Source organism: Azospirillum mesophilum (genome assembly GCF_053470405.2).
The window spans coordinates 1-24,211 of record NZ_JBPXMQ020000065.1 but is presented as its reverse complement, the minus strand read 5'-3'; the positions used below and the strand labels follow the sequence as shown (position 1 = coordinate 24,211).

At 68.1% G+C, this 24,211-nt stretch carries 21 protein-coding genes; 11 read left to right on the top strand and 10 right to left on the bottom strand.

Features of this window, described 5'->3' with window-relative positions; translation table 11 throughout:
- Positions 1 to 433 precede the first annotated feature (433 nt).
- The gene (locus ACSVC7_RS30905) at positions 434 to 1,771 is read left to right on the top strand and encodes a peptidoglycan DD-metalloendopeptidase family protein (protein WP_448208356.1); all 1,338 of its coding nucleotides are present in this window, start codon (positions 434 to 436) and stop codon (positions 1,769 to 1,771) included.
- 30 nt (positions 1,772 to 1,801) lie between these two features.
- Here the strand turns inward: ACSVC7_RS30905 and ACSVC7_RS30900 are convergent, their stop codons facing one another.
- From ACSVC7_RS30900 to ACSVC7_RS30875, 6 genes are all read right to left on the bottom strand, one after another.
- The gene (locus ACSVC7_RS30900; protein WP_448208357.1) at positions 1,802 to 1,978 is read right to left on the bottom strand and encodes a hypothetical protein; all 177 of its coding nucleotides are present in this window, start codon (positions 1,976 to 1,978) and stop codon (positions 1,802 to 1,804) included.
- Positions 1,979 to 2,043: 65 nt separating this feature from the next.
- Positions 2,044 to 3,012 carry a lipid II:glycine glycyltransferase FemX gene (locus ACSVC7_RS30895; RefSeq protein WP_448208358.1) on the bottom strand — a complete coding sequence of 323 codons (969 nt, stop codon included), beginning with the start codon at positions 3,010 to 3,012 and terminating at the stop codon, positions 2,044 to 2,046.
- 15 nt (positions 3,013 to 3,027) lie between these two features.
- Complete coding sequence (gene motA, locus ACSVC7_RS30890; protein WP_448208359.1) at positions 3,028 to 3,888, bottom strand: flagellar motor stator protein MotA; 861 nt, start codon at positions 3,886 to 3,888, stop codon at positions 3,028 to 3,030.
- Positions 3,889 to 4,103: 215 nt separating this feature from the next.
- Positions 4,104 to 6,104, bottom strand: a complete 2,001-nt coding sequence (locus ACSVC7_RS30885) for an ABC transporter substrate-binding protein (RefSeq protein ID WP_483509038.1) — start codon at positions 6,102 to 6,104, stop codon at positions 4,104 to 4,106.
- 193 nt (positions 6,105 to 6,297) lie between these two features.
- Positions 6,298 to 8,220, bottom strand: a complete 1,923-nt coding sequence (locus tag ACSVC7_RS30880) for a phosphoenolpyruvate carboxykinase (GTP) (RefSeq protein WP_448208361.1) — start codon at positions 8,218 to 8,220, stop codon at positions 6,298 to 6,300.
- A 235-nt stretch (positions 8,221 to 8,455) separates the two neighbouring features.
- Positions 8,456 to 9,205, bottom strand: a complete 750-nt coding sequence (locus tag ACSVC7_RS30875) for a HugZ family pyridoxamine 5'-phosphate oxidase (RefSeq protein WP_448208362.1) — start codon at positions 9,203 to 9,205, stop codon at positions 8,456 to 8,458.
- A 353-nt stretch (positions 9,206 to 9,558) separates the two neighbouring features.
- Between ACSVC7_RS30875 and ACSVC7_RS30870 the strand changes: the two genes are divergently transcribed.
- The 8 genes from ACSVC7_RS30870 (at position 9,559) to ptsP (ending at position 16,610) form a co-directional block, all read left to right on the top strand.
- Complete coding sequence (locus tag ACSVC7_RS30870) at positions 9,559 to 10,254, top strand: response regulator transcription factor (protein WP_448208363.1); 696 nt, start codon at positions 9,559 to 9,561, stop codon at positions 10,252 to 10,254.
- A complete protein-coding gene (locus ACSVC7_RS30865; RefSeq protein ID WP_448208364.1) occupies positions 10,226 to 11,995 on the top strand; it encodes a sensor histidine kinase in 1,770 nt (589 codons plus the stop codon). Before ACSVC7_RS30870 ends, ACSVC7_RS30865 begins: the two co-directional genes overlap by 29 nt.
- Before the next feature lie 166 nt (positions 11,996 to 12,161).
- Positions 12,162 to 12,536 (top strand): hypothetical protein, encoded by a 375-nt coding sequence (locus tag ACSVC7_RS30860; protein ID WP_448208365.1) that lies wholly within the window; start codon positions 12,162 to 12,164, stop codon positions 12,534 to 12,536.
- A 56-nt stretch (positions 12,537 to 12,592) separates the two neighbouring features.
- Entirely contained in the window at positions 12,593 to 13,039 is a 447-nt protein-coding gene (locus ACSVC7_RS30855) for an HPr kinase/phosphorylase (RefSeq protein ID WP_448208366.1), read from the top strand.
- Positions 13,036 to 13,974, top strand: a complete 939-nt coding sequence (gene rapZ / locus ACSVC7_RS30850; protein ID WP_448208367.1) for an RNase adapter RapZ — start codon at positions 13,036 to 13,038, stop codon at positions 13,972 to 13,974. The genes ACSVC7_RS30855 and rapZ overlap by 4 nt, the downstream gene beginning before the upstream one ends.
- 117 nt (positions 13,975 to 14,091) lie before the next feature.
- A complete protein-coding gene (locus tag ACSVC7_RS30845; protein ID WP_448208368.1) occupies positions 14,092 to 14,493 on the top strand; it encodes a PTS sugar transporter subunit IIA in 402 nt (133 codons plus the stop codon).
- 4 nt (positions 14,494 to 14,497) lie between these two features.
- Positions 14,498 to 14,848 carry an HPr family phosphocarrier protein gene (locus ACSVC7_RS30840; protein WP_448208369.1) on the top strand — a complete coding sequence of 117 codons (351 nt, stop codon included), beginning with the start codon at positions 14,498 to 14,500 and terminating at the stop codon, positions 14,846 to 14,848.
- Entirely contained in the window at positions 14,838 to 16,610 is a 1,773-nt protein-coding gene (ptsP, locus tag ACSVC7_RS30835; RefSeq protein ID WP_448208370.1) for a phosphoenolpyruvate--protein phosphotransferase, read from the top strand. The genes ACSVC7_RS30840 and ptsP overlap by 11 nt, the downstream gene beginning before the upstream one ends.
- 118 nt (positions 16,611 to 16,728) lie before the next feature.
- On the opposite strand, the gene ACSVC7_RS30830 is transcribed toward ptsP, so the two are convergent.
- From ACSVC7_RS30830 to ACSVC7_RS30820, 3 genes are all read right to left on the bottom strand, one after another.
- A complete protein-coding gene (locus ACSVC7_RS30830; protein WP_448208371.1) occupies positions 16,729 to 17,679 on the bottom strand; it encodes a DUF4268 domain-containing protein in 951 nt (316 codons plus the stop codon).
- Between the two features lie 88 nt (positions 17,680 to 17,767).
- Positions 17,768 to 18,715, bottom strand: a complete 948-nt coding sequence (locus ACSVC7_RS30825) for a D-2-hydroxyacid dehydrogenase family protein (RefSeq protein WP_448208372.1) — start codon at positions 18,713 to 18,715, stop codon at positions 17,768 to 17,770.
- A gap of 16 nt (positions 18,716 to 18,731) precedes the next feature.
- On the bottom strand, positions 18,732 to 19,712 hold the full coding sequence (locus ACSVC7_RS30820; RefSeq protein ID WP_448208373.1) for a phosphoribosylaminoimidazolesuccinocarboxamide synthase: 981 nt from the start codon (positions 19,710 to 19,712) through the stop codon (positions 18,732 to 18,734).
- Positions 19,713 to 19,823: 111 nt separating this feature from the next.
- On the opposite strand from ACSVC7_RS30820, the gene ACSVC7_RS30815 reads away from it, so the two are divergent.
- Entirely contained in the window at positions 19,824 to 20,546 is a 723-nt protein-coding gene (locus tag ACSVC7_RS30815) for a 4'-phosphopantetheinyl transferase family protein (protein ID WP_448208374.1), read from the top strand.
- 4 nt (positions 20,547 to 20,550) lie between these two features.
- Here the strand turns inward: ACSVC7_RS30815 and ACSVC7_RS30810 are convergent, their stop codons facing one another.
- The gene (locus tag ACSVC7_RS30810) at positions 20,551 to 22,272 is read right to left on the bottom strand and encodes an FHA domain-containing protein (RefSeq protein WP_448208375.1); all 1,722 of its coding nucleotides are present in this window, start codon (positions 22,270 to 22,272) and stop codon (positions 20,551 to 20,553) included.
- A 369-nt stretch (positions 22,273 to 22,641) separates the two neighbouring features.
- Between ACSVC7_RS30810 and dacB the strand changes: the two genes are divergently transcribed.
- On the top strand, positions 22,642 to 24,090 hold the full coding sequence (gene dacB, locus ACSVC7_RS30805; protein WP_448208376.1) for a D-alanyl-D-alanine carboxypeptidase/D-alanyl-D-alanine endopeptidase: 1,449 nt from the start codon (positions 22,642 to 22,644) through the stop codon (positions 24,088 to 24,090).
- Positions 24,091 to 24,211 lie beyond the last annotated feature (121 nt).

Sequence of the window (24,211 nt, the reverse complement as noted above, 5' to 3'; positions counted from 1 at the left end):
CTGCGCATCCCTTCTCACAACACGGTATCCACAATTTCCAAGAACCCGCGGCGCCACCTGGGGAACCGCAAAACCCCGCGCTCAGTCCCGTATGAGGAGTGAGTCGCCAGGGCCAGATTGTCATCTGTTTCCCGGCCCGGCGTCGCTTCGTCAGCGGCCGCCGCGTCGGTGGACCGGGTTATAGGCGCGCCGCCGCCGGACAGGCAAGCGCTTTTTTGCATGCGGATGAAAAATTTTTGACGGATTGGCTTTGCAATCGGAGCTGCATCTTGGCAGGGGATGTGTCCCAACTGCACGCCTTGGTTTGAAGGGGGCTTAGCGGTTGACAGTGACAATGACCACGCGCATGGTCGCCTTTATAAAGGCGTAGCGCGGACGACGACGGGTCCGGCACTTCGATTGGCTTGTGGTTTGGGTGGGGAACTATAGGAGAATGACGGTGCGTTCGAGGCTCGGCGGCCTTCCCACGCTCGCCCTGGTTGCCGCTGCAATGGCGGGGATCCTCTCCCAGACGGTTTCTTTTTCCGCGCTCGCGGCCGGTGCCCGGCCAGCGGAGCAGGAGCGGAACGCGAAGGATCAGCGCGACGATCCCGAGGAGAAGGCAACGACGCCCAACCGGCAGGTGCTGTCGGTCGGCCGCGGCGACACCCTGATGGACATGCTGACCGGGGCCAACGTGCCGGCCGACGAAGCAACCAACGCCATCGCCGCGCTCCGTAAGGTCTACGACCCGCGCAAGCTCCAGGTCGGCCAACAGGTGACGGTCCTGTTCGAGCCGCGCCGGGGCGGCTCCAAGCGTTTCCTCGGTCTGGAGTTCGTGCCCGACGTGGTGCGCTCCGTGTCCGTGTCCCGCAAGAACGACACCGACTTCACCTCCAGCGAGGTTGAAAAGGCGGTGACGCGCCAGCCGGTGGCCGCACAGGGCGTCATCCGGTCCAGCCTGTTCGAAGCGGGAAGCGCCGTCGGCATTCCGGTGTCGGTGATGATGGCGCTGATCCGCGACTATTCCTACGATGTCGACTTCCAGCGCGACCTGCAGCCCGGCGACCGGTTCGAGGTGCTGTACGAGCGGTTGGTGACCGCCGACGGCAAGGTCGCTGGCGAGAGCGAGGTGCTCTACGCCGCGCTGGTGCTGAGCGGTGAGGAATTCCCGATCTTCCGCCACAAGACGCGTGACGGCCGCATCGACTATTACAATCGCGACGGCGAGAGCATCCGCCGCGCCTTGCTGCGCACGCCCATCGATGGCGCCAAGATCACCTCCGGCTTCGGAATGCGCCACCATCCGATCCTGGGCTTCAGCAAGATGCACAAGGGAATGGATTTCGGCGCACCGACGGGAACGCCGATCTTCGCCGCGGGCGGCGGCGTCGTCGAGGAGGTCGGGCCGCACGGCGGCTACGGCAACTACATCCGCATCCGCCACAACACCCAGATCTCCACGGCCTACGCGCACCTGAGCCGCATCGCCAAGACCACCCGGCGCGGCGCGCGTGTGGACCAGGGCGACGTCATCGGCTATGTCGGGACGACCGGGCGTTCGACCGGCCCGCATCTGCATTACGAAGTGCTGAAGGCTGGCCAGCAGGTGAACCCGAAGAGCATCGACCTGCCCACTGGCGAGAAGCTGGAAGGTCGGGAACTGCAGGCCTTCGAACAGAGCGTGCGGTCGCTGGAAAAGACGTTCGAGCAGGCGAAGAGCGGTCTGCAGCTCGCACGCAGCCCCGGTCCGCACGAGGACAAGAGCTGCAGCAAGGCGACGACCTGCTGACCGGGTTCCGCCGGTTGCCGTTGGTGCGGGCTATTCCTGATGAAGAAGGTTGCGGATGGCGGAGACAAGGATCTGCGCCCCCTTCTCTTCATCCTCCGCCAGCTTGCGGAGCCGGTCGCGCATCATCTGCACCTGCGGCTTCGCCTGGGCCGCCTTGGCGATGGCCAATTGCGCCTCTTCGGGTTTCATGACGTCGTCGTTGGCCATGGCCGCCTCCTTTGCTGCGGACAGGATGGTGCAAGCGGCGGGATGATTCAACGCCCGCGATTCGCCTAGCGATACAGGCCGGTGGTCTCCACGGCTTCGCCGCCGGTGCCGAGCTTGAACTCGGTGACGCCCGGGGCACTCTCCGGGTTGATGCCGCCGAGGTCGAGCCACGACACCCCGCGCGCCTTCAGCGCCAGCGCGGCGCGCCAGAGGATGAGCCGCATCGCGCCGCTTTTGCGTCCGGCCTCGTTGGCCCAGCCGATCTGGTAGGTGGCCGAGGTGCCGTGCAGGTAGAAAAGCCCGCTTGCCACCGGCTTGGCGTCGCGCGCTTTGCTCTCCAATGCCGCCGCCATCAGCACGCCGTCGCCCTTGACCAGGGCGTTCCGGATCCGGACGGCCAACGGGCCGGTCATCGGGCGGAACTGCTTGGTCAGCGCCTGCTCGTGCTCCTGTTTCATCAGCCAGGGCAGGTTCTTGGCTTCCCAATCCAGGTCGATGACGAGGCCGGCTTTCTCCGCCCCTTTCAGACGCTGCCGCCAGTCGCGGGCCATGGCCGCGCGCAGCTCGTCCTCGTTGCGCGACAGGTCCAGCCAGACGGTGCGGTAGCCGGGGCCGAAACGGCGGAAGCCGCAGCGGCGCAGCATGTCTTCGGTTTCCGGGGACGCGGCCAGTTCGGGCAGGAAACTTGCGCGGTTGAACGCGTTGTCCGGGCAGGCGCGGCGCAGCAGGCGGAAGGTCGCTTCCAGGGTCTCCTGGTCGGGCTCGACCCCGTCCAGCCACAGGGGACCACGGTGCATCTGGCGTTGGCGGAACAGGCGCAGCATCCGCCGTTCCAGGATCTGGACGAGGCCGACGACCTCCCCGCCCCGCCGGATGGTGCCCAGCCGCGGCACGAAGCCGTGGGTCCGCCCCATCGCCTGGGCGTAGCCGAAGCATTGCGGCAGGGTCGAGCGCGGGATGCGGGCGAAGAGCGAAGACCACTCGCCCATCGTCCCCTCGTTCCACTGGATGATGACGGGATCGTCCGACGGCATGGGGCGCGCCCGGCGTCAGGCGGGCGGCAAGGCGGAGGTCGCCTCTTCGACCTGGGCGAAGGTTGGTCGGTATTCCGGTTCCAGGATGTTGCGCGCGTATTCCACCGAGATGGCCGGCGCGTAGCCTGAGAGGTGAGCGATCAGGCCGGTCTTCATGGCCTGATAATACTTGCCTTCGGCGTGGTAGATGTTCTTCAGGCCGCTGGCGATAGGCGCCACGAAACCATAGGCCACCAGCACGCCGGTGAAGGTGCCCACGAGCGCGCCACCGATCAGCTTGCCCAGAACCTCCGGCGGTTCGGTGATCGAACCCATGGTGTGAATGACGCCCAGCACCGCCGCCACGATGCCCAGCGCGGGCACGCCGTCCGCCACCGCCTGGATGGCATCGGACACGCGCTGGTGCTCGTGGTGCATCGTCTCGATGTCCTCGTCCATCAGGTCCACCAGCTCGTGCGGGTTGTCGGCGCCGAGCGACATCAGGCGGAGGTACGTGCAGAGGAAGGCGATGGCGTGGTGGTCGCCGTAGAATTTCGGGAACTGCTGGAAGAGCGGCGAGTCCTCGGGCTTTTCGATGTGCTGTTCAAGGGCAAGCAGGCCCTTGGTCTTCGCGATCTTGAAGACCTGGTACATCATCGTCAGCAGTTCGAGATAGTTGTCCTTGTTGTATTTCGGCCCCTTGAACAGGTGGCCGATCTCCTTGCCCGTGTGGGTGACTACGCCCTTGGGGTTGGCGATCAGATAGGCGCCGGCGGCGGCGCCAAGGATGATCAGATACTCGAAGGGCTGCCACAGCACGCCCATATGGCCGCCGTTCATGACGTAGCCGCCGAACACGCAGAAGACCACGACGCCGAAGCCGATCATCACGAACATGTCTTCCGTCCTCCAGCGTGCGCCCAGACCACGTCCGCCCACTCCGCGTCCGTCAGGCGGTCATCGAAACCCGTTCCGTCTTCGCGGTCACAATGACCCGAAAACCTCTTGAAGTTTTGTAAACTTCGCGGGACACGGATGCCCATTGTCCGTGGCGATCCTACCGGCGGCGGCGGCCCCTGTCACGAAGGGAGTACCCAGAAGAGGCACGCCCGTTACGAAGCCGCGAAATAGAACTGGAATGGATTGACCGGCCCCGGCGTGGGGTAGACCCAGGAATCGACCAGGAAAGGCGGCACGTTGCGCAAAGTGTCGCGCATCAGCCCATAGCTGGAAGCCGGCAGCGACACGCCGATCAGCAGGAACTCGTCGGCGGCGATGTCGAGGATTCGGCGCATGAGCTGTCGTTGCGCCTCCGGGTCCGTTGTCGCCTGGAGCCGGTCGTAAAGCGCCAGCTGGCTCGCCTGGGCGGGCGGCGGCACTTCGGCCAGGGTGCCTGCACGCTTCTGGATCCAGTGGACCCAGGCGATGCCGAAGATCGAGTCGTCGGTCTGCGGCATGTAGCCGTGCGGCTCGATCAGCGGATCGATGCCGCCGTCGGTCGCCGTGGTGGTCATGTCGAAATCGACCGCGTCGCGCAGGGCGTTCAGTTCGTTCTTGTCCACCGTCTTCACCCGGACGTCGAGCCCCAGTTCCGCCCACTGTTCCGCCAGCAGGCGCACGCCCTTGACCAGCGGCGGGCGGTCGCGGCGCACGGTGACGGTGAAGCCGGCCCGCTGCCCGTCGGGGCGCAGGCGGAACCCGGACGAATCCCGCGCGGCAAGCCCAATGGCGTCGAGCCGCGCGTTCGCCGCCGCCGGGTTGTGGGACAGGTGCTGGCGGGCCAACCGCTCGTGGTAGAAGCCCGATTCGGGCCGGGGCGCCGGCTGGTACGGCAAGCCCTGGCCGCCGAAGACCTGATCGATGATCGCCTTGCGGTCGATGGCCTCCGACAGCGCGACGCGGAAGTCCCGGCTGGCGAACAGCGCCCGTTTCGCCGGGTCCGGGTGCGTGAGGTTGAGCCCCAGCGGCAACGTGTTGTTTTCCGCCGACAGCAGTTCGAAGCTGCGGTAGCCGCCGCCTTTGAGCGTCTCGGGCAGCGACTCGCGGGGCACCCCGATGGCGATGTTGCGGGCCTGGAAATCGATGCGCCCGCTGACCACCAGGATCCGCAGATCCTCCGGGCCGGACACCTGCTGGATCACCACCTCGTCGATGTAGGGCAGCTGGTTTCCGGCGGGGTCGACCTTCCAGTAGAAGGGGTTGCGGATGGCGATGAAGCGCGCGGGCTCTCCCGCTTCCCGCTGGCCGGCCTCCCACCGGTCCATGACCCAGGGGGCGAGCGTCGGGATCGGTTCCGCCCGCAGCGCCGACACGCCCGCCGGGACGGGACGGCGCAGCAGCGCCTCCGGCGTGGAGACGTAGTGGTCGATGTGGGACTTCAGCCGGAACAGCTCGGCGGCGTTGGCCACGCCGGCGGCGGCGACCTCGGCGGCGATGCCCTCGGGATTGTAGCGCGGGTGGAAGCGGGCGAGCGCGTGCTTTGGAAAGTCGGTCGGCCCCTTGGTGTCGTAGGCCGAGGCCATGCGCGCCAGGAACAGGCTGTTGGGAGCGGCGAAGATGAAGCGGACGGTCTGCGGATCCAGCGCGACCACGCGCCCCATCCGGTCGCCGCTCATCATCCAATGCTTGTGGCGCGGCGCGAGGTCCGGGTTGGACAGCACGTCCTCGTACCAGAACAGGATGTCCTCGGCGGTGAAGGGGTGGCCGTCGGACCAGCGCATGCCGGGGCGCAGGCGGAAGGTGAATTCCGTGGCGGTGTCGTTCACCTCGAAGGACAGGGCAATGTTCGGGATGACGCGCTTCCAGCCAGGATCCCAGCGCACGAGATGCTCATAGCCGAAGGAGCGGTAGAGCAGCAGCCCGTCGCCGTTGCCCACCATGCCCATGCGCCAGACGCCGCCGTAGCGGCCGATGCTTTCTACCGGCTGCACCAGCAGCGGCGTTCGCGGCAGCCGTTCTTGCACCGGCGGCAGAGCCCCCTGCCCCACCACGGCCGTTAGAATCGGCGATTCGCGGTAGAGCGGCTGGGCGTGGGCGACCGACAGTGGCCAGCCCGCGACCAGCATCGCGATCAGAAGGGCTCCGGCAGCCAAAATCCGGCGAGTCGGCACCACCCAGTCCTCCCGTCCGCACAACCCATGTGGCGAACACATCCCTATTCAAATCATTAGGACGTGTACCAATCACCCCTAGCACGCCTGTTTTCGCAGCGGAACCCCCAAGTCCTGCGACCAAAAGGATCCACCAAAGGAAAAGGGCCGCCCGAAGGCGGCCCTTTCCCCTGATCACAAGCGAAACGCGCGGAGATCAGCCGATGCGCCAGACGTCCGGAGCGGCTTCCAGACGCTTCAGCACTTCGACGCGCTGCTGCTCGATGTCGCTCGGCAGGCGGGTGCCGAAGCGGTTGAACAGCTCTTCCTGGTCCTTGGCTTCGGCCTGGGCTTCCTTCCGGTCGATGTCCATGATCGTCCGGAACTTGTCCTCGGTGAAGTTCAGGCCGGCCCAGTTCAGGTCCTGGTAGTGCGGCGAGTAGCCGAACGGGCTCTTCGCCGGCTCCGGCGCACGGCCGCGGACGCGGTCGACGATCCACTTCAGGACGCGCATGTTGTCGCCGAAGCCCGGCCACACGAACTTGCCGTTCTCGTCCTTGCGGAACCAGTTGACGCGGTAGATGCGCGGCAGGTTCTCGACCTTGCCTTCCATCGCCAGCCAGTGGTTCCAGTAGTCGGCCATGTTGTAGCCGCAGAAGGGCAGCATGGCGAACGGGTCACGGCGGATGGCGGCCTGGCCGACGGCGGCGGCGGTCGCCTCCGAGCCCATGGTCGCGGCCCAGTAGACGCCCTCACGCCAGTTGTAGGCCTCGAACACCAGCGGGAAGGTCTTCGACAGGCGGCCGCCGAAGATGAAGGCCGAGATCGGAACGCCGGCCGGATCTTCCCAGGCCGGGTCGATCGACGGGCACTGGGCGGCGGGGGCGGTGAAGCGCGAGTTCGGGTGCGCGGCGGCACGGCCCGATTCCGGCGTCCAGTCGTTGCCCTGCCAGTCGATCAGGTGCGCCGGCTTCTCGTCGGTCAGGCCTTCCCACCACACGTCGCCGTCGTCGGTCAGCGCGACGTTGGTGAAGATGACGTTGGCGTTCAGCGTCTTCAGCGCGTTCGGGTTCGACTTCAGGCTGGTGCCCGGCGCCACGCCGAAGAAGCCGGCCTCCGGGTTGATGGCGCGCAGCGTGCCGTCCGGCTGCGGCTTCACCCAGGCGATGTCGTCGCCGATGGTGCGGACCTTCCAGCCTTCGAACTCGGCCGGCGGGACCAGCATGGCGAAGTTGGTTTTGCCGCAGGCCGACGGGAAGGCGGCGGCGACGTAGGTCTTCTCACCCTCGGGGCTCTCGACGCCCAGGATCAGCATGTGCTCGGCCAGCCAGCCCTGCTCGCGGCCCATGGCCGAGGCGATGCGCAGCGCGAAGCACTTCTTGCCGAGCAAGGCGTTGCCGCCGTAGCCCGAGCCGTAGGAGACGATCGAGTGGTCTTCCGGGAAGTGGACGATGTACTTGTGGTCGGCGTTGCAGGGCCAGGCCACGTCCTTCTGGCCCGGCTCCAGCGGAGCGCCGACCGAGTGCAGGCAGGGCACGAAATCGCCGTCGCCCAGGATGTCCAGCACCTTCTGGCCCATGCGGGTCATCAGGCGCATGTTCACCGCGACATACGGGCTGTCGGAGAGCTGCACGCCGATGTGGGCGATGTCGGACCCCAGCGGACCCATGCTGAAGGGCACCACATACATGGTGCGGCCGCGCATGCAGCCCTCGAACAGGCCGTCCAGCTTGACCTTCATCTCGGCCGGGGCGACCCAGTTGTTGGTCGGGCCGGCGTCTTCCTTGCGCTCGGAGCAGATGAAGGTGCGATCTTCCACGCGGGCGACGTCACCCGGATCGGACCGGCAGAGATAGGAGTTCGGGCGCTTGGCCTCGTTCAGCTTGATGAACGTGCCCGACTCGACCATTTCGGCGCAGAGGCGGTCGTACTCCTCCTGCGAGCCGTCACACCAGTGCACCCGCTCGGGCTTGCACTTGTTCGCGATCTCCTCGACCCAAGCCAGGAGCTTCTTGTTCCGCGTGCGCGTCGTTCCGGTCATCCTTTGCCTCTCACTCGTCTCCGGCCTCCGCAGCGCTGCGACCGCGGGTCCGAAGGTCCTGACGGGTGGCCTGTTTCGGCCCTTTGTAAAATCCGTCATCGAATTATGGCGGCGTTCGCCGCCGGTTCACTCGTCGCTGCCCGACCATAAGGCCGGACGGCGTGTCATCACGACGCGCGCGGCTGGCGCATCCCGATCACTGGTCTGGCAAGAGCGGGGGGCCCGAGGGCCACAAACCCAAAACGGCAACGGGTCGGTCCGTTATGGTCCACTTGACGTTTTCTCCTGGTTGCGCTCGTGCGCGCCGCTTCTTGCGGCGTCGTGGTTAGCCGTCTCACTCTCTCGAATCAAGTGCGCGGTACGCCGCGCCCTGGACGGAAACGCTCTGCCGGGCACGCCGGGCCAGCCCGGCAAGCGCGATCCTAGCAGCTTCCGCGTCTTCCACGCGCTGATCGAAATCAACCCGTGTCACGCTGCCCCCGCAGCGAAGGTCGATGCCGTCCGGATCGATGCCGGTCATCGTCCATCCCTCCTGCGCCTCCTCCTGAACCGGGCCGCCGGAACGGCCGGCCAGGACGGTGGCGCAGAGGCGGACCGCCTCGGCGTGGTCGGTGTTCATGTGCGCCAGAATGTCGCTCTCCGCCTCGGCCAGGGCCGCGGGAACGTCTCCCGGCAGCAACTCGTTCCGTTCCAGCCAGCGGACGCGGCCGAAGCCGGCAACGAGATGGGCGCGCCGCACGCACACCTTATAGATGCCGAAGTCGCCGAATCCGGCGTAGAAGGCCGCCGCCGGATGGCGCGCCAGGAACCGCGCGCGGTGGCGCGGCTCGTCGGACGGTTCCGCTTGGCCGAGCACGGACACCCGCGCCCCGGCCAGCGGCTGCGCCAGCCCCGCCGTCCCGTCGAACAGCAGCCCGACGCGCGGATCAGCCGCGATGTTCTTCGTGTGGTCGGCGAGCGTGGAAAGCAGGAGAAGCGGCGTTCCGTCCAGGTCGAGCGCCACCTGCACCAGCGACGGGTAGGGCCAGCCGTCCCCCTCGCCGCGCAGCGCGGTGGCCAGCGCGGCCCGATCCGCGGCACGCATCAGGCGGCGCGCCGCATCGCCCGGTTTGCCGGCCGCGTCGGAGGACGCCGTATCGCCCGGTTCCGAAGGAGCCGGGACGCTGGGGGGTTCATTTGAACTCATGCCCGAAAAACGAATGCGTTCTCCCGCGCCGCGCCGTTTCGTCGGCGCCGCATTGGTGCCATATTGGCCCAGATAAATAGGCGGGGAAAAGCGAAAACTTGGCATCTCATGCGTTTGGGGTGCCTTTTGGGTAAGCGGGAGAAAAGGTAAGACCGCTTTTCGAAATAAGGTGAAACCATCTTCTGTCGTATGCTGATGTAATGAACGGCGCCCGGGCACGACTTGGGGCCTGCTTTGGGAACGCGAACGCCATGTCTCACACCGTTGCGTTGGTGGACGACGACCGCAACATCCTGACCTCCGTTTCCATGGCGCTGGAGGCGGAGGGGTTCGAGGTGCGCACCTACACCGACGGGGCGGAAGCCCTGCGCGGCCTGACCCAGCGCCCGCCCGACCTCGCCGTGCTTGACATCAAGATGCCGCGCATGGACGGGCTGGAACTGCTGCAGCGCCTGCGCCAGTCCAGCCAGATGCCGGTCATCTTCCTGACCAGCAAGGACGACGAGGTGGACGAGCTGATGGGCCTGCGCATGGGCGCGGACGACTACATCAAGAAGCCCTTCTCCCAGCGCCTGCTGATCGAACGCATCCGCGCCCTGCTGCGGCGGGAGACGCTGACCCGCGACAAGGCCGCGCCCGAACCGGGGCAGGTGCTGACCCGCGGCCCGCTGGGCATGGACGGCGCCCGCCATTCCTGCACCTGGAAGGGGCAGCCCATCGACCTGACCGTGACGGAGTTCCTTCTGGTCAAGGCGCTGGCCCAGCGGCCGGGCCATGTGAAGAGCCGCGACCAGCTGATGGACGCCGCCTATGGCGAGAACGTCTATGTGGACGACCGGACCATCGACAGCCACATCAAGCGGCTCCGCAAGAAGTTCAAAGCCATCGACCCCGACTTCTCGCAGATCGAAACGCTCTATGGCGTCGGTTACCGCTACAAGGAATAAGGGGCGGCGCGCGGCCAAGCCCGCCCAGCCCGGACGCGCGGCACCCGGACGCAGCACGTCGGGACGCGCCACGCGCCGGCCGGAGCGCTGGTCCGTGTCGCCGCTGACGCTGCGCATCCTGGCGGTCAACGTGCTGGCGCTGGCGATGCTGGTCGTCGGCCTGCTCTACCTCGGCCGCTACCAGGACCGGCTGGTCCAGGCGGAGCTGGACGCGCTGGAGACGGAGGCGCGCATCTTCGCCTCGGCGCTGGGAGAAGGGGCGGTGCAGCGCGCCGCCGACGAGCCGGAGTCGGGCCGCGAAAGCTACGAGCTGTCGCCGGAACTGGGACGCCAGATGGTCCGCCGCCTGGCCCTGGCGACGGAGACGCACACCCGCCTCTACGGCGCCGACGGCCGCCTGCTGTCGGACAGCCGCGTGCTGACCGGCTCCCCCGGCAAGATCGAAATCCGCGAGCTACCGCCCCCGCCCGCCGGGGACGCCGTGTCGCGCGGCATCAACGAGCTGTACAGCCGCTTCATCGACGTGGTCCCGAGTCGCGAGGGCCTGCCCCTCTACCGGGACAACGCGCCCGGCCAGGACACCGCCGTGCCCCCGGACGTGGAGCGCGCCCTGTCCGGCGAGAACAGCGCCACCGTGTGGCGCCTGGACGCGCGCGGGGAGCGGGCCGACCTGCTGCTGACCGTCGCCGTGCCCGTGCAGCGCTACAAGGAGGTTCTGGGCGCCGTGCTGCTGTCGCGCAGCGGGGCCGGCATCGACGAGGCGATCCGCTCCGTCCGCTTCGACATTCTGCGGGTCTTCGCGGCGGCGCTGCTGGTCACGGTGCTTCTGTCCATCTATCTCGCCGGCACCATCGCCCGGCCGATCCGCCGGCTGGCCCAGGCCGCCGACCGGCTGCGCACCGGCCATGGCCGCCACACGGAAATCCCCGACTTCACCCGGCGCGGCGACGAGATCGGCGAGCTGTCCGGCGTGCTGCGCGACATGACCGCCGCGCTGTGGGCGCGCATGGATGCCATCGAGCGCTTCGCCGCCGACGTGGCGCACGAGATCAAAAACCCGCTGACCTCGCTGCGCAGCGCGGTGGAGACGGTCAGCCGCATCCAGGACCCCGACCGGCGCGACCGGCTGATGGCGATCATCGCCGACGACGTGCAGCGGCTGGACCGGCTGATCAGCGACATCTCCAACGCCTCCCGGCTGGACGCCGAGCTGTCCCGCGCGGAGCCGGAGCCCGTGGACATCGGCGCCATGCTGCGCATGCTGGCCGACATCCACGGCGCCACCGCCGACCCGGAGGAGGAGGCGGAAGACGGGGAGGCTCCGCCCCCGCGCGTCGTGGTGGACCTTCCGCCGGGCGGAAACCTGACCGTGCCGGGGCTGGAGGGGCGGCTGACCCAGGTGTTCCAGAACCTGATCGCCAACGCGCTGTCCTTCTCCCCGCCCGGCGGGCTGGTCCGGCTGACGGCCCGGCGCCTTGGCGGGAACGGGACGGGTCCGGTCGAGGTCACGGTCAGCGACGACGGCCCCGGCATTCCGGAGGGCAAGGAGGAGGCCATCTTCGAACGCTTCTACACGGAGCGGCCGGCGGGCGAGAAGTTCGGCACCCATTCCGGGCTCGGCCTGTCGATCTCCAAGCAGATCGTGGAGGCGCACGGCGGCACCATCGCCGCGACCAACCGGCACGCGCCGGACGGACGAGTGATCGGCTCCCTGTTCACCGTCCGGCTGCCGCGCCCCTAGGCCGTCTGCGGCAAAGTTGTCTTACCGGGAAAGACTTGTGGACAAATACGGGTGCGGGGACGATCCTTGAATACGGTCACTCTTCGCTCGCGCCCGCCTCATGCCTCTCCATTGCGCATGACCCCGCGCCCGCGCCGGCTGGCCCAATTCACCGCCGTGAGGGGCCATGTCCGAGACCGCTCAGGTCATCGACTTCCGCCGTTACCGCCTGGCCCGCCTGATTCGCGACGCCGGCCGCCAGCAGGGCGAGCTGGCGCGCCTGATGCGGCTGTCCACGACCGAACGGGCGCAGCTGGCCGAGGCGCTGCAGGGGGCGCAGCGCCATCTGGTGCACATTTCGGACAGCTACAAGCGCCTTCTGGTCCGATTGAAGCGCGAGAAGGACTTCCGCGATGCCTGCCAGGAAGCGGCCGAGCTGGACGACCTGGACGAGATGATCCGCCGCCGCGACGCCCTGGTCCTTGAACTGGCGGAAATCCGCGGCAGCGGGATGACCAGCGTGGCCGCGAGCGCCGGGACCTCCGGCGACGGTGCGAAATAACGCATTTTCTCCATCCCATTGACAGAACCGGCGGCACGCCTCACCTTCGCGGGATCATGGTGACGATTCACGGCACCTGCGTCCTTCTTTCGGGCATCGGCGTTCTGCTGCGCGGGCCATCCGGCAGCGGGAAGTCCGATCTGGCCCTGCGGCTGATCGACGGGGGAGCCAAGCTGATCGCCGACGACCGGGTGGAGCTGCGCATGGACCAGGGCAGACTGATGGCGACAGCGCCGGCGGCGCTGGCCGGTCTGCTTGAGGCGCGCGGCGTCGGCATCCTGCCCGTGCCCACCGCGGCGGAGGCGGAGGTCGGCCTGCTGGTCGATCTGGTGCCGCGCGACCGGGTGGAGCGCCTGCCCGATCCCGAGGCCACGCCGCTTCTGGACAAGGCCGTGCCGCGCCTGGCGCTCTGCCCCTTCGACGCCTCCACCCCGGCCAAGCTGCGACTCGCCGCCACCGCGGCGCGGGCCGGCACGCTGGGAGAGGTTCCGGCCCTGCCATGACACTCCCCCCCACATCCGAGGCCCCCACCCCCGACCCATCCTCGCCCGAGGCGCCGCCCCGCCAGCGCGGCCGACTGGTGCTCGTCACCGGCATGTCCGGCGCCGGCATGTCCGGTGCCCTGAAGGCCCTGGAGGATCTGGGGTACGAGGCGGTGGACAATCTCCGCCTGTCGCTGGTCCCGGCCCTGCTGGAGCAGGCCGACCCGCGCAAGCGCCCGCTGGCGCTGGTGATCGACAGCCGCACGCGCGACTTCTCCGCCCACGCACTGCTGGAAGAGGTCGAAACGCTGAAGGCGAACGAGGATCTGGATGTCCGGCTGGTCTTCCTGGACTGCGGCGACGAGGTGCTGCAGCGCCGCTTCACCGAGACGCGGCGCCGCCACCCGCTGGCCATCGACCGGCCCGTGCCGGACGGCATCCAGCGCGAGCGCGCCATGCTGTTTCCGCTGAAGCAGCAGGCGGACGTCACCATCGACACGACGCAGTTGTCCATCCACGACCTGCGCCGCATCCTGGCCGGCAACTTCCAGATCGACGCCCAGGCGGCCTTGCAGGTCTTCGTGACCTCCTTCTCTTTCCGGTTGGGGTTGCCCCGCGAGGCGGACCTCGTGTTCGACGTACGCTTTCTGACCAACCCCCATTATGATCCGGATCTGCGCCCCCTGACCGGACTCGATGCCCGCGTGGCGGCGCGGGTGGAGGGCGACCCGGATTTCCCGGACTTCTTCCGCCACCTGACGGACTTGTTGCAGCCGCTGCTGCCGCGCTACAACCAGGAAGGCAAGAGCTATCTGACCATCGCGGTCGGCTGCACGGGCGGGAAGCATCGGTCGGTGTTCGTCGCGGAGCGGCTGGCGGCGTGGCTGAGGGAACTGGGGCTGAAGGTCGGCCTGAGCCACAGGGAGTTGGACCGCCAATCGCCGCGGGCCGGGTGACGAGGCCCGCGTGCGACAAGGGCGGACGGCGACAAGGGACGGTAACGAGTAAAAAACGAAGAAGAATGAAAATGGATGGTGGGTTTGGGGGGAGGGTCCAAAATTGAAGGATGTCCCATGATCGGTATGGTTCTGGTGACCCACGGGCGACTCGCGGAAGAGTTCATCGCCGCGCTGGAGCATGTTGTGGGTGAGCAGCAGCAGGTGCAGGCCGTGTGCATCGGCCCCGACGACGACATGGAGCAGCGCCGGCAGGACATCCTGAACTCCGTGGCCGCGGTCGACGACGGAGCGGGTGTCGTGGTGCTGACGGACATGTTCGGCGGCACGCCGTCCAACCTTGCCATCTCCATCATGGACAAGGCCAAGGTGGAGGTGATCGCCGGCGTGAACCTGCCCATGCTCATCAAGCTGGCCAGCGTGCGCCGCCAGGAGACCCTGGCCCACGCCGTGGCCGCCGCGCGCGAGGCGGGGCAGAAATACATCAACGTCGCATCGTCGCTGCTGTCGGATGGATGACCGCATGACCAATTCAGACGAGAAGACGCCCTCGCAAGGCGTCCAGGACAGGGGCCAGGACACGGGCCAGGATACGAAGAAAAACCCCGAGATCTGCCAGACCGTCACCATCTGCAACCAGCGCGGCCTGCACGCCCGGGCGGCGGCGAAGTTCGTGAAGCTGGTCGCCACCTTCGACTGCGAGGTCGAGGTGCGGCGGGGTGAGACCCAGGTGTCCGGCGAATCGATCATGGGCCTGATGATGCTGGCCGCCGGCCCCGGCACGTCGGTGGAGCTGTGCGCCTATGGCAATCAGGCCGAGGACGCCATCGCCGCCCTCGTCGATCTGATCACGCGCAAATTCGATGAAGACTGACGTTCCGGCCGCCGGCCAGGGACGGTCGCTGCGCGGGCTGGGCGTGTCGCCCGGCATCGCCATCGGCCCGGCCCATGTCGTGGAGAGCGGCGCCGTCCGCGTCCCCGAATACAGCCTGACCGCCGATCAGGCGGAGGCCGAGGTCGCGCGCTTCGCCGACGCCTGCGGCAAGGCCCGCCGGCAGATCCGCAAGCTGAAGACCAAGGCGCTGGTCCTGCCGGGCTCCGCGTCGGAGGAGATCGGCTTCCTGCTGGACGCCCACCTCGCGATGGTGACCAACTCCCGCCTGACGCGCGGCGTGGAGCGGCGCATCAGGGAGGAGCTGGTCAACGCCGAATCCGCCGTCCAGGCGGAAATCGCCACCATCGCCCAGACCTTCGCGAGCATGGAGGACGCCTACCTCGCCGGCCGCGTCGCCGACGTGCGGGAGGTCGGGCGGCGGCTGATCCGCAACCTGATGCGGCACGAGTACAAGGCCTTTTCCATGCTCAACCCCGGGACGGTGATCCTGGCGGAGGAGCTGACCCCCGCCGACACCGCCCTGCTGGACCCGCGCCGCGTCGCGGGCTTCGCCACCGTTCTGGGCGGGGCGGAGGGGCACACGGCCATCATGGCCCGCTCGCTGGGGCTGCCGGCCGTGCTGGGCGCGGCCGGGCTGCTAACCGGGCTGAAGAACGGCACCACCATCATCGTCGACGGCGTGCAGGGCCGCGTCATCATCGATCCCGAACCGGACGTGCTGGCGGACTACCAGGAACGCCGCGCCGAGCGGGAGCGGGAGCGGGAGCAGCTCAAGAGCCTGCGCAAGCTGCCGGCGGTCACCCGCGACGGCACGTCCATCACGCTCCAGGCCAACCTGGAGCTGCCGCGCGACCTCGACCACGCGCTGGACAACGGGGCACAGGGCATCGGCCTGCTGCGCACCGAGTTCCTGTTCATGAACCGCGACCACCTGCCGGACGAGGACGAGCAGTACACCGTCCTGCGCTCCATCGTGGAGGGCATGGGCGGGCGCACCGTCACCGCCCGCACCATGGATGTGGGCGGGGAAAAGCTGGCCGGCTGGATGGCCGGGAAATACGGCGAACCCGCCAACCCCGCGCTGGGCCTGCGCGCCGTGCGCCTGGGCCTGCGCGAACCAAAGCTTCTGGAAACGCAGCTCGCCGCCATGCTGCGCGCGGGCGCCCATGGGCCGCTGCGCATCCTTCTGCCGATGATCTGCTCGGTCAGCGAGGTGCAGCGCGTGCGCGAGATGATGGGCCAGGTCGCCCGCCGCCTGCGCCGCCGCGGCGTTCCCATCGCCGATCCGCTGCCGCCCATGGGCGTCATGGTGGAGGTGCCGGGGGCGGCCCTGTCCGCCGACGCGCTGGCCTACGCCGCCGATTTCTTCGCCATCGGCACCAACGACCTGACGCAGTACACGCTGGCCATCGACCGCGGCGACGAGCAGGTCGCCTCGCTCTACGACCCGCTGCACCCGGCCGTGCTGCGCCTGATCCAGTTCACCATCGAGGCCGCGCTGCGCGCCCGCATCCCGGTCTCCGTCTGCGGCGAGATCGCCGGCGACTCGCGCTATACCGCGCTGCTGCTGGGCCTGGGCGTGCGCGACCTGTCGATGGTCCCGCCCTCCATCCCCGTGGTGAAGCGGCGCATCCGCACGCTCGACCTGATGGAGGCAAGCCGCCGCGCCCGCGTCATCATGGACCAGAGCGACAGCGGGCGGATTGCAACGCTGCTGGACGATTTCAACGCGGTGGGGTGAGAACAGGCTGAAGCGTGGCAGTACTGACGGCGTCGGCCCTTCGGCACTGAAGGCGGCAGCGGTGCGGGAAATGTTCCATCAACGTTCCCACACCGCTGCCCCCCTGACCAAGCAAAAATCAAACGAGCGCGGCAGTTTTGACAAGTGGCCCGAATGTCGATTTCATTTTCAACAGCCCTTGGACAAGCCAAGCTCGCATCGCATCGGCTTGCGTCGTCGCATCGTCAATAGACGTGTTTGATCGGACCAATGAGATACGACACGCTCGCTTTTGATCCAGGCGCTCCCAATCGAGGCTTCCGATTCTTTCCTCAAGCTCCGTTTTTCGTGCGCATAGAGCGTCGAAAATAGCTTTGTTGCGCGTAGCATCGCCAACATCGATGTAGAGTTCCGCACGCAGCCGGTCACCACCAGCGAACGCACCATTGTAGGTGATTCCAGAAATCCCGCTGGAAAACGCGTACCAACTTTGCGGCTGAGCAAGTCGGGCGTTGGTAAAATTATGCTTCTCGCGCAACTCGTCGATAACCAATTGAAAAAATTGTTGATATCGCAATCGCTTTTCAGAAACCTCGCCGCTTCCGCTCGCTGTCACTTTTTTGGACCAGGCGTTGGGAAAGGCAACGAGTCGGAACTGGACAGCAGGCCTTGAGTCGTCGATGCGAACGGCTTCAAGGGCTACACCGAAAAATTCGATACGATCGTCTGTGTGGCGGTTGAGCCAGTCCAGTGCTTCTCGATGTTCCTCACGTACTTCTGGACTGATCCACACAATCACAGCTGCGTCGAGCCCCGCAGCATAAGTAAGCAACTGACCAAGATGGCGGTGGTCAGTCGCTTCCAATTGGTTTTCTATGATGACCGGGCGGTCGCGACCAGTGTCATTCGCCTGGATGTCGCAAGAGAAGTCACCGACCGCCTTTTCAGTCTGCACCAACTCAAGATCCAGGCCCAACGCTTGACCAAGAAGGCCGATATTTTTGGCCAACCATGGCGTGAAATCACCGGCTTCCTTTTCCCAAAGCTTTCGAGGATCCACTCGCTCAAGCTTACCGAGATGCAGTTCCATAATCCTCACCCAAGCCGCCGCACAACCGCACGCCTAACGGCACTTGGGACAATATCCAAACAACCATGAAAAGAAAGCGCGTCCTTCTCTACGCCCCCAGCACCCTCACCGGCTGGCCCGCGTGCCACGCCAGGATGTCCTCCAGCGCGTCGCGGTAGAAAACCTCGTAGTTCTCGCGGGTGACGTAGCCCAGGTGCGGGGTCAGCACCGTGTTGGGGGCGGTCAGCCAGGGGCTGTCGGCGGGCAGCGGTTCCACCGGGAACACGTCGATGCCGGCCCCGGCGATGCGGTGCTCGTGCAGGGCGGCCAGAAGCGCCGCCTCGTCCACCAGACCGGCGCGGGAGGTGTTGACGAAGAAGGCCGAGGGCTTCATCGCCGCCAGTTCCTCCGCGCCTACCACGCCGCGCGTGCGGTCGCTCAGCACCAGATGGACGCTGACGATGTCCGACGTGGCGAACAGGTCGCGCTTGTCCAGGCGGACGGTGCCGGCCGCCGCCGCGCGCTCGTCGGTCAGGTTGGGGCTCCAGGCGGCGACCTCCATGCCGAAGGCCTGCCCGACCCGCGCCACCTGCGTGCCGAGCTTGCCCAAGCCCACGAGGCCGAGCCGCTTGCCGGCCAGCCCTTGCGTCAGGCCGGTCTGCCAGCGGCCCTCGCGCAGGCACCGCTCCTCCAGCGGGATGCGCTTGACCAGAGCCAGAATCAGGCCCCAGGTCAGCTCCGCCGTCGGGGTGCCGACCATGCCCGTGCCGCAGACGGGGATGCCCCGCGCCTTGCAGGCGGCGAGGTCGATGGCGTTGTTGCGCATCCCCGTCGTCACCAGCAGGCCCAGGTTGGGCAGCCGCTCGATCAGCGCGGCGGGGAACGGCGTGCGTTCCCGCATGATGACCAGCACGCTGTAGGGCTCCAGCGTCGCCGCGACCTCCTCCGCCGGGATGGGGCGGTTGAACACGGTCAGCGCGCTGCCGTTCGGCAGCAGGTGCCAGTCCGCGAGGTCGCGGGCGACGTTCTGGTAATCGTCGAGGATGGCGATCTTCATCGGAGCCCGGAACCGATCACGTCGTGAAGTAGGGTGCCAGATTGCCGCGGATGCGCTCCACGACCGGGGCGACATCGGCGGGGACCTCGAACTTGCGGCCGGTGATGGTCTCGAAGGCCTCGATGTAGATGCGGGCAGCCTCCAGCACCACGTCGCCGGGGATTTCCGGGATCGGGTCCTTGTAGGGGTCGCAGCGCTGGGTCACCCAGCTGCGCACGAAGTCCTTGTCGAAGCTTTCCGGACGCTGGCCGGCCTCGTACCGCTCCGGGTAGCTGGCGGCGAACCAGTAGCGGCTGCTGTCCGGGGTGTGGATCTCGTCGGCCAGGATGATGTTGCCGGCCTCGTCGAAGCCGAACTCGTACTTGGTGTCGACCAGGATCAGGCCGCGCTCCGCCGCCATCTCCCGCCCGCGGGCGAAGAGCGCCAGCGCCTTGGCCGTCACCTCGTCCCACTGGGCCTGGGTCAGCAGGCCGCGCTCCGCGATCTGGGCGGCGGTCAGCTCCTCGTCATGGCCGGCGTCGAAGGCCTTGGTGGTCGGGGTGATGATGGTCTGCGGCAGCTTCTGGTTCTCCCGCAGCCCGTCGGGGAAGCTGTGGCCGTACATCTCGCGCCGGCCCTTCTTGTACATGGTCCACAGCGAGGTACCGGTGGTGCCGGCCAGATAGTCGCGCACGACCACTTCCACCGGCATGATGGTCAGGCGCTTGGCGACCACCACGTTGGGGTCCGGGTATTCGATGACGTGGTTGGGGCAGAGATCCTTCGTCGCCTCGAACCAATGGCGGGCGATCTGGGTCAGCACCTGCCCCTTGAAGGGAATGGCCGTCAGGATGATGTCGAAGGCCGACAGCCGGTCGGTGGCGATGATGACGCGCCGCCCGTCGGGAAGGTCGTAGTTTTCGCGCACCTTGCCCCGGTAATGGTTGGGCAGTTCGGGAATCGCGGCGTCCTTGACGACGTTCGACAGGTGCGGGGCAAGCTGGGCGGTGTCGACCATGGTTCCAAATCCGGCAAAAAGGGAGCCGCATGATAGCGCAATCGCCGCCCAGGGCCAGCGCGGTTATGATCCCATTTTCCGTAGAGGACCGTTGCGGAGGTTGAGGGGCACATGCTGAGGGATGGCGAGATCCACGTCTGGTACGCCGACCTGCGCGCGCTGGCCGGACGGCGGGAGGCGTTCCGCGCCCTGCTCTCCCCCGACGAGGCAGAGCGTGCCGCCCGCTACCGGACCGACCAGCTGCGCGAGCGCTGCGTGCTGCGGCGGGGGCTGCTGCGCCGGCTGCTCGGGCGGGCGACCGGGCGGGCGCCGGAGGCGCTGGCGTTCGAGTACGGGCCGGTCGGCAAGCCGTTCCTGCCCGATGGGCCGGCTTTCAACCTCGCCGACAGCAAGGACGACGTGCTGATCGCCATCGCGCAGGCCGAAGATGTGCCCCTGGATTTGGGGGTGGACATCGAAGGGACGCGGACCGTTTCGGACGCGGAGGGCATCGCCAGGCGCTTCTTCGCCCCCGCCGAATACGCCGCCTTCGCCGCCCTGCCGGAGGCGCAGCGCGAAGAAGCCTTCCTGAACGGCTGGACCCGGAAGGAGGCCTTCATCAAGGCGACCGGCGCCGGCCTGTCCATGCCCTTGAACCGCTTCGCCGTGGAGCTGGTCCCCAGCCGCCCGCCGCGCCTGCTGAGCGTCGACGCGTCCCTGGACGCCGGGACCGCCGCCGACTGGTCGCTGTTCGAACTGCGCCCGGCGCCGGACCGGGTCGGCGCCGTGGCGGTGCGCGGCACCGGCTGGCGCCTCATCCACCACACGGCGGAGGAGCTGGTCAGCTCCCCCTGATCACTCAGGCGCCGATCTCCCAGGCGATGCGCGCCGGCTCCTCACCCACAGCGCCGGAGCCGATGACGATCACGCCCCGTGGGGGAAGGACGATCGGCTGCCCTGGTTGCAGCACGCAAGGTTCCGCGCCGGGCACCTCCAGGCGGGTGCCGTTGCGGCTGAAATCCTCCAGCACGAATCCACCCTCCCGCCGGGACACCACCGCGTGCCGACGCGAGGCCGAGGCCATGTCCAGCACGACTTGGCACTGCGACGAGCGGCCGATGGCCAGCTCCGCGCCCTCGTCCGGGATCGCCCAGGTCCGGGCGCCTAAGGTCAGCACCAGCCGCGCGGAATCGGGCTTGGGGGCGGGCTGCGGGGCGGACAGATCGACCGTTTCGGCGGTCACCGACTCCTCCATCCGGGAGGCCGGGACCGCCGCTCCCGGCCGCGGCAGGCGGACCGAGCGTTGCTCGTCCGGGATGGCGGCGATCTTGGCGATCAGCCCCTCGGCCAGCGCCCGCGGGATGCCGGCGGCGCGCAGCCGGCGGCCCAGCCCGCGTCGCACGTCCTCCACGCTGACACCGGGGGCGGCCAGCTCGGCGGCCGACCCGATGTGTTCGAACTCGCCGGCGACCTGCCGGATCAGCACGCTGATCTTGTGCCGCCCGAAGTCGCTGGTGGCGAGGTCCAGAAGAAAGCCGATGCGCTGCGCCGGCATGGGCAGCCGCGCCGTCAGGCGCTGCACCGCCCCGTCGAACGGCACGTCCCGGCCGTTCATGCCCCAGACCATCTTGGCGCGGCGGGTCAGCGCCTCCGCCATGCCGGGGCCGCCCAGATACCCGTCGAAGCTGACGAGCCGGTCGACGATGGCCTGGAACGCCTTGGCCTCCGCCATGTCGGTGGTGCGAGCCAGCGGCGTCAGCCCGGCGAGGCCCCCCTGGATGCGGTGCAGCAGCGCGCCCCTGGTCTCATGGAAGCCGCCGCCGCCCAGCGCGTTGGACAGGGCAAGCAATTCATCGGTGTAGGGCAGCCGATCGTCCAGGTCACCGTGCACCACCGCCAGCAGGCTTTGCAGGGCGGAGCCGAGGTCCGGCGCGTAGCCGATCAGCGCCCGCACCGGCTCCCGCCCATCCACCGTCTCGGTCAGGAATTCATCGATGATGCGGGTGTTCTCCGCGTCGCCTTCCTCGTGGAAGCGCAGGATCGCCGCGACCTTGGCGTTCCAGGCGCGGCAGGGTTCCAGCACCGCGCCGAAGGCGTGGGTGACCAGACGGTCGTGTTCCTCCGGCGGGCGGTCGGCCGTCGCCGCCAGCAGCCCCGCCAACCCGCCCCGCGTGAGCGCCTGATCGACCGGGGCCAGCGCGTCAGCGCCCTGCGCCAGGTCCTTCAGCGCGGTGAACAGGCGCAGCAGCTGGTCCTGCCGGTCGAACGGCTTGACGTCGAGCAGCGGTGCCTGGAGCGTGGCGAGCCGGCTGAGCGCCGGGTTGAACAGCAGAGCCTCGCGTTCGAAATAGCGGAGCGGAAAATAGCGGTGAAGCTGTTCGGCGGGGATGACCAGCTGATCGTCCCAATAGCCGCGCAGCAGCCGCAGCAGCGTCATCCGGCTGGGGAAGGAAAACACCTGAAGCACGTCGGTGCAGGGCGGTCCGGCGTCGTCGATGTGCGAGATGGTGGTGCTCTTGCCGCCACCGGACGAGGCCTTTTCAAAGACGACCTGTTCGCCGCCGGCCTGATTGACTTTCACGATGCGGACAACTGGAAATTTCGCAAGGCGAAGCAAATATCCCGCGCGTTCCCGCGCCGTTGCCTCGTCTTCGAAGACGCCATCGATGTTGGGCTTGCCGCCCTGCTCGACGACAACTTCGAATCGAACATCCCGGCGCCGTGACATCATGGCTTTTGCCTCTCCACCCCTGCCGCGCGGGTTCCCGATCCTTCGATATGCCCGATCCTTCGATATGGTAGGGTAGCCCAGCGGATTTCGCAGCAGAATTCCATCCGCCACGTCCCCCGCATTCGGCCGACCATCCCCCGAATGGCGCGGGCGCCAGCCGCCGGCTTGCGCTAGCATCTCCTCCTCATCGCCGATCTCCTGATTCCGACGGGCGGACCCATGCGGCTGCTGACCATTCCCGTGCTGTTCCTGCTGGCCTGGGTGACGACCGTTGCTGCCGGCGCAGCCCCCCTGGAACTCCCCGCCGGGCCGGACGACCGCGCGGCGATCGCCCGCAGCGGCTTCCGGCCGGAGGAGGTCGGCTACGTCCTCTTCGACCTGGAGAGCGGGGCGACCATCGCCGCCCGGCAGGCGGGCAAGCCCTTCGCCCCCGCTTCCGTCGCCAAGCTGCCGACGATGGCCGCGGCGCTGGCCGTGCTGGGGCCGGAGCACCGCTTCGACACGACCGTGCACGCCACCGGCGCTTTGCGCGACGGGGTGCTGGAAGGCGACCTGATCCTGAAGGGTGGCGGCGACCCGTCGCTGGCGACCGAGGGGCTGATGGAATTGGCGGCGGAGCTGCGCGCGGCGGGCATCGCGCGGGTGTCCGGCCGCTTCCTGTATGACGGCACGGCCCTGCCCGAATTGCCGGAGATCGATTCCGGCCAGCCCTGGACGGCGGGCTACAACACGGGGATCGGTGCGCTGTCGGTGAATTTCAACCGGTTTCAGCTGTCTTGGACGCGCAGCCCCAGCCAGCCGCTGAAGGTCACCGCATGGTCGGTGTCGGATGCCGGGCGCGTGCCGCTGGACTGCGTGGCGGTGGATGTGGCGGAGGGCGAAACGGCCCCCTTCACGCCCGTCTCCGCCCCGGAGGGCGAGCGCTGGCGCCTCGCGCCAAAGACCGGGACCGGGGGAAGCGTCTGGCTGCCGGTCACCCGCCCCGGCCTTGCCGCGGCCCATGTCTTCCGCCGTGTCGCCGCGGACGCCGGCATCGCCCTGCCCACTCCCGCCGCCGGGACGATCCCCTGGAACGCGACGCTCGTCGCCCTGCACCGGAGCGAGCCGCTGGCCGTCCTGGCGCGCCAGGTGCTGCGCTATTCCAACAACCTGTCGGCGGAGCTGATCGGGCTGGCCGCCGCCCGCCGGCTGGACCCCACGGTGACGACCCTGCCCCGGTCGGCGGCGGTGCTGACCGCCGCGAGCGTCGCCGCAACCACCACCGTGGCCCCCGGCACGGACTGGTCGGGCCTCCGCCTTGCCAATCATTCGGGGCTCAGCACCGCTTCCCGGATCACGCCCGCGCAGATGGCCGCCCTGCTGCGCGGCGCCGGCCCCGCCGTGTGGGCGCTGCTGCCCGGCGAGGACGAGGGCAAGGCGCTGCCCACGGGCGTGCACGCCAAGTCCGGGACGCTGGCCTACGCCAAGGCGCTGGCCGGCACCCTGACCACCACCGGCGGCCGACGCCTGGGCTTCGCCTTCTTCGTCGGCGACGAGGCGCAGCGCCGCGCCATGGACGCCGCCATGGATCGCCGCATCGCCGAGATCCCACCGGAGGCGCGCGCCTGGCTCGCCCGAGCCCGCAGCTTGCAGTCTGACCTTCTGGCCCTTTGGATTGCACAATTGTGAAATCGCACCGGCGGCCCCGCCAGGGCGATTCAGAGAAGGTGGATGAATTTCGGGTGACGCGAGTCGTCAGTTGATTCACAAGGCTATCGGCAGGGACCGAGCCGGAGAGTCGGAGCGATGA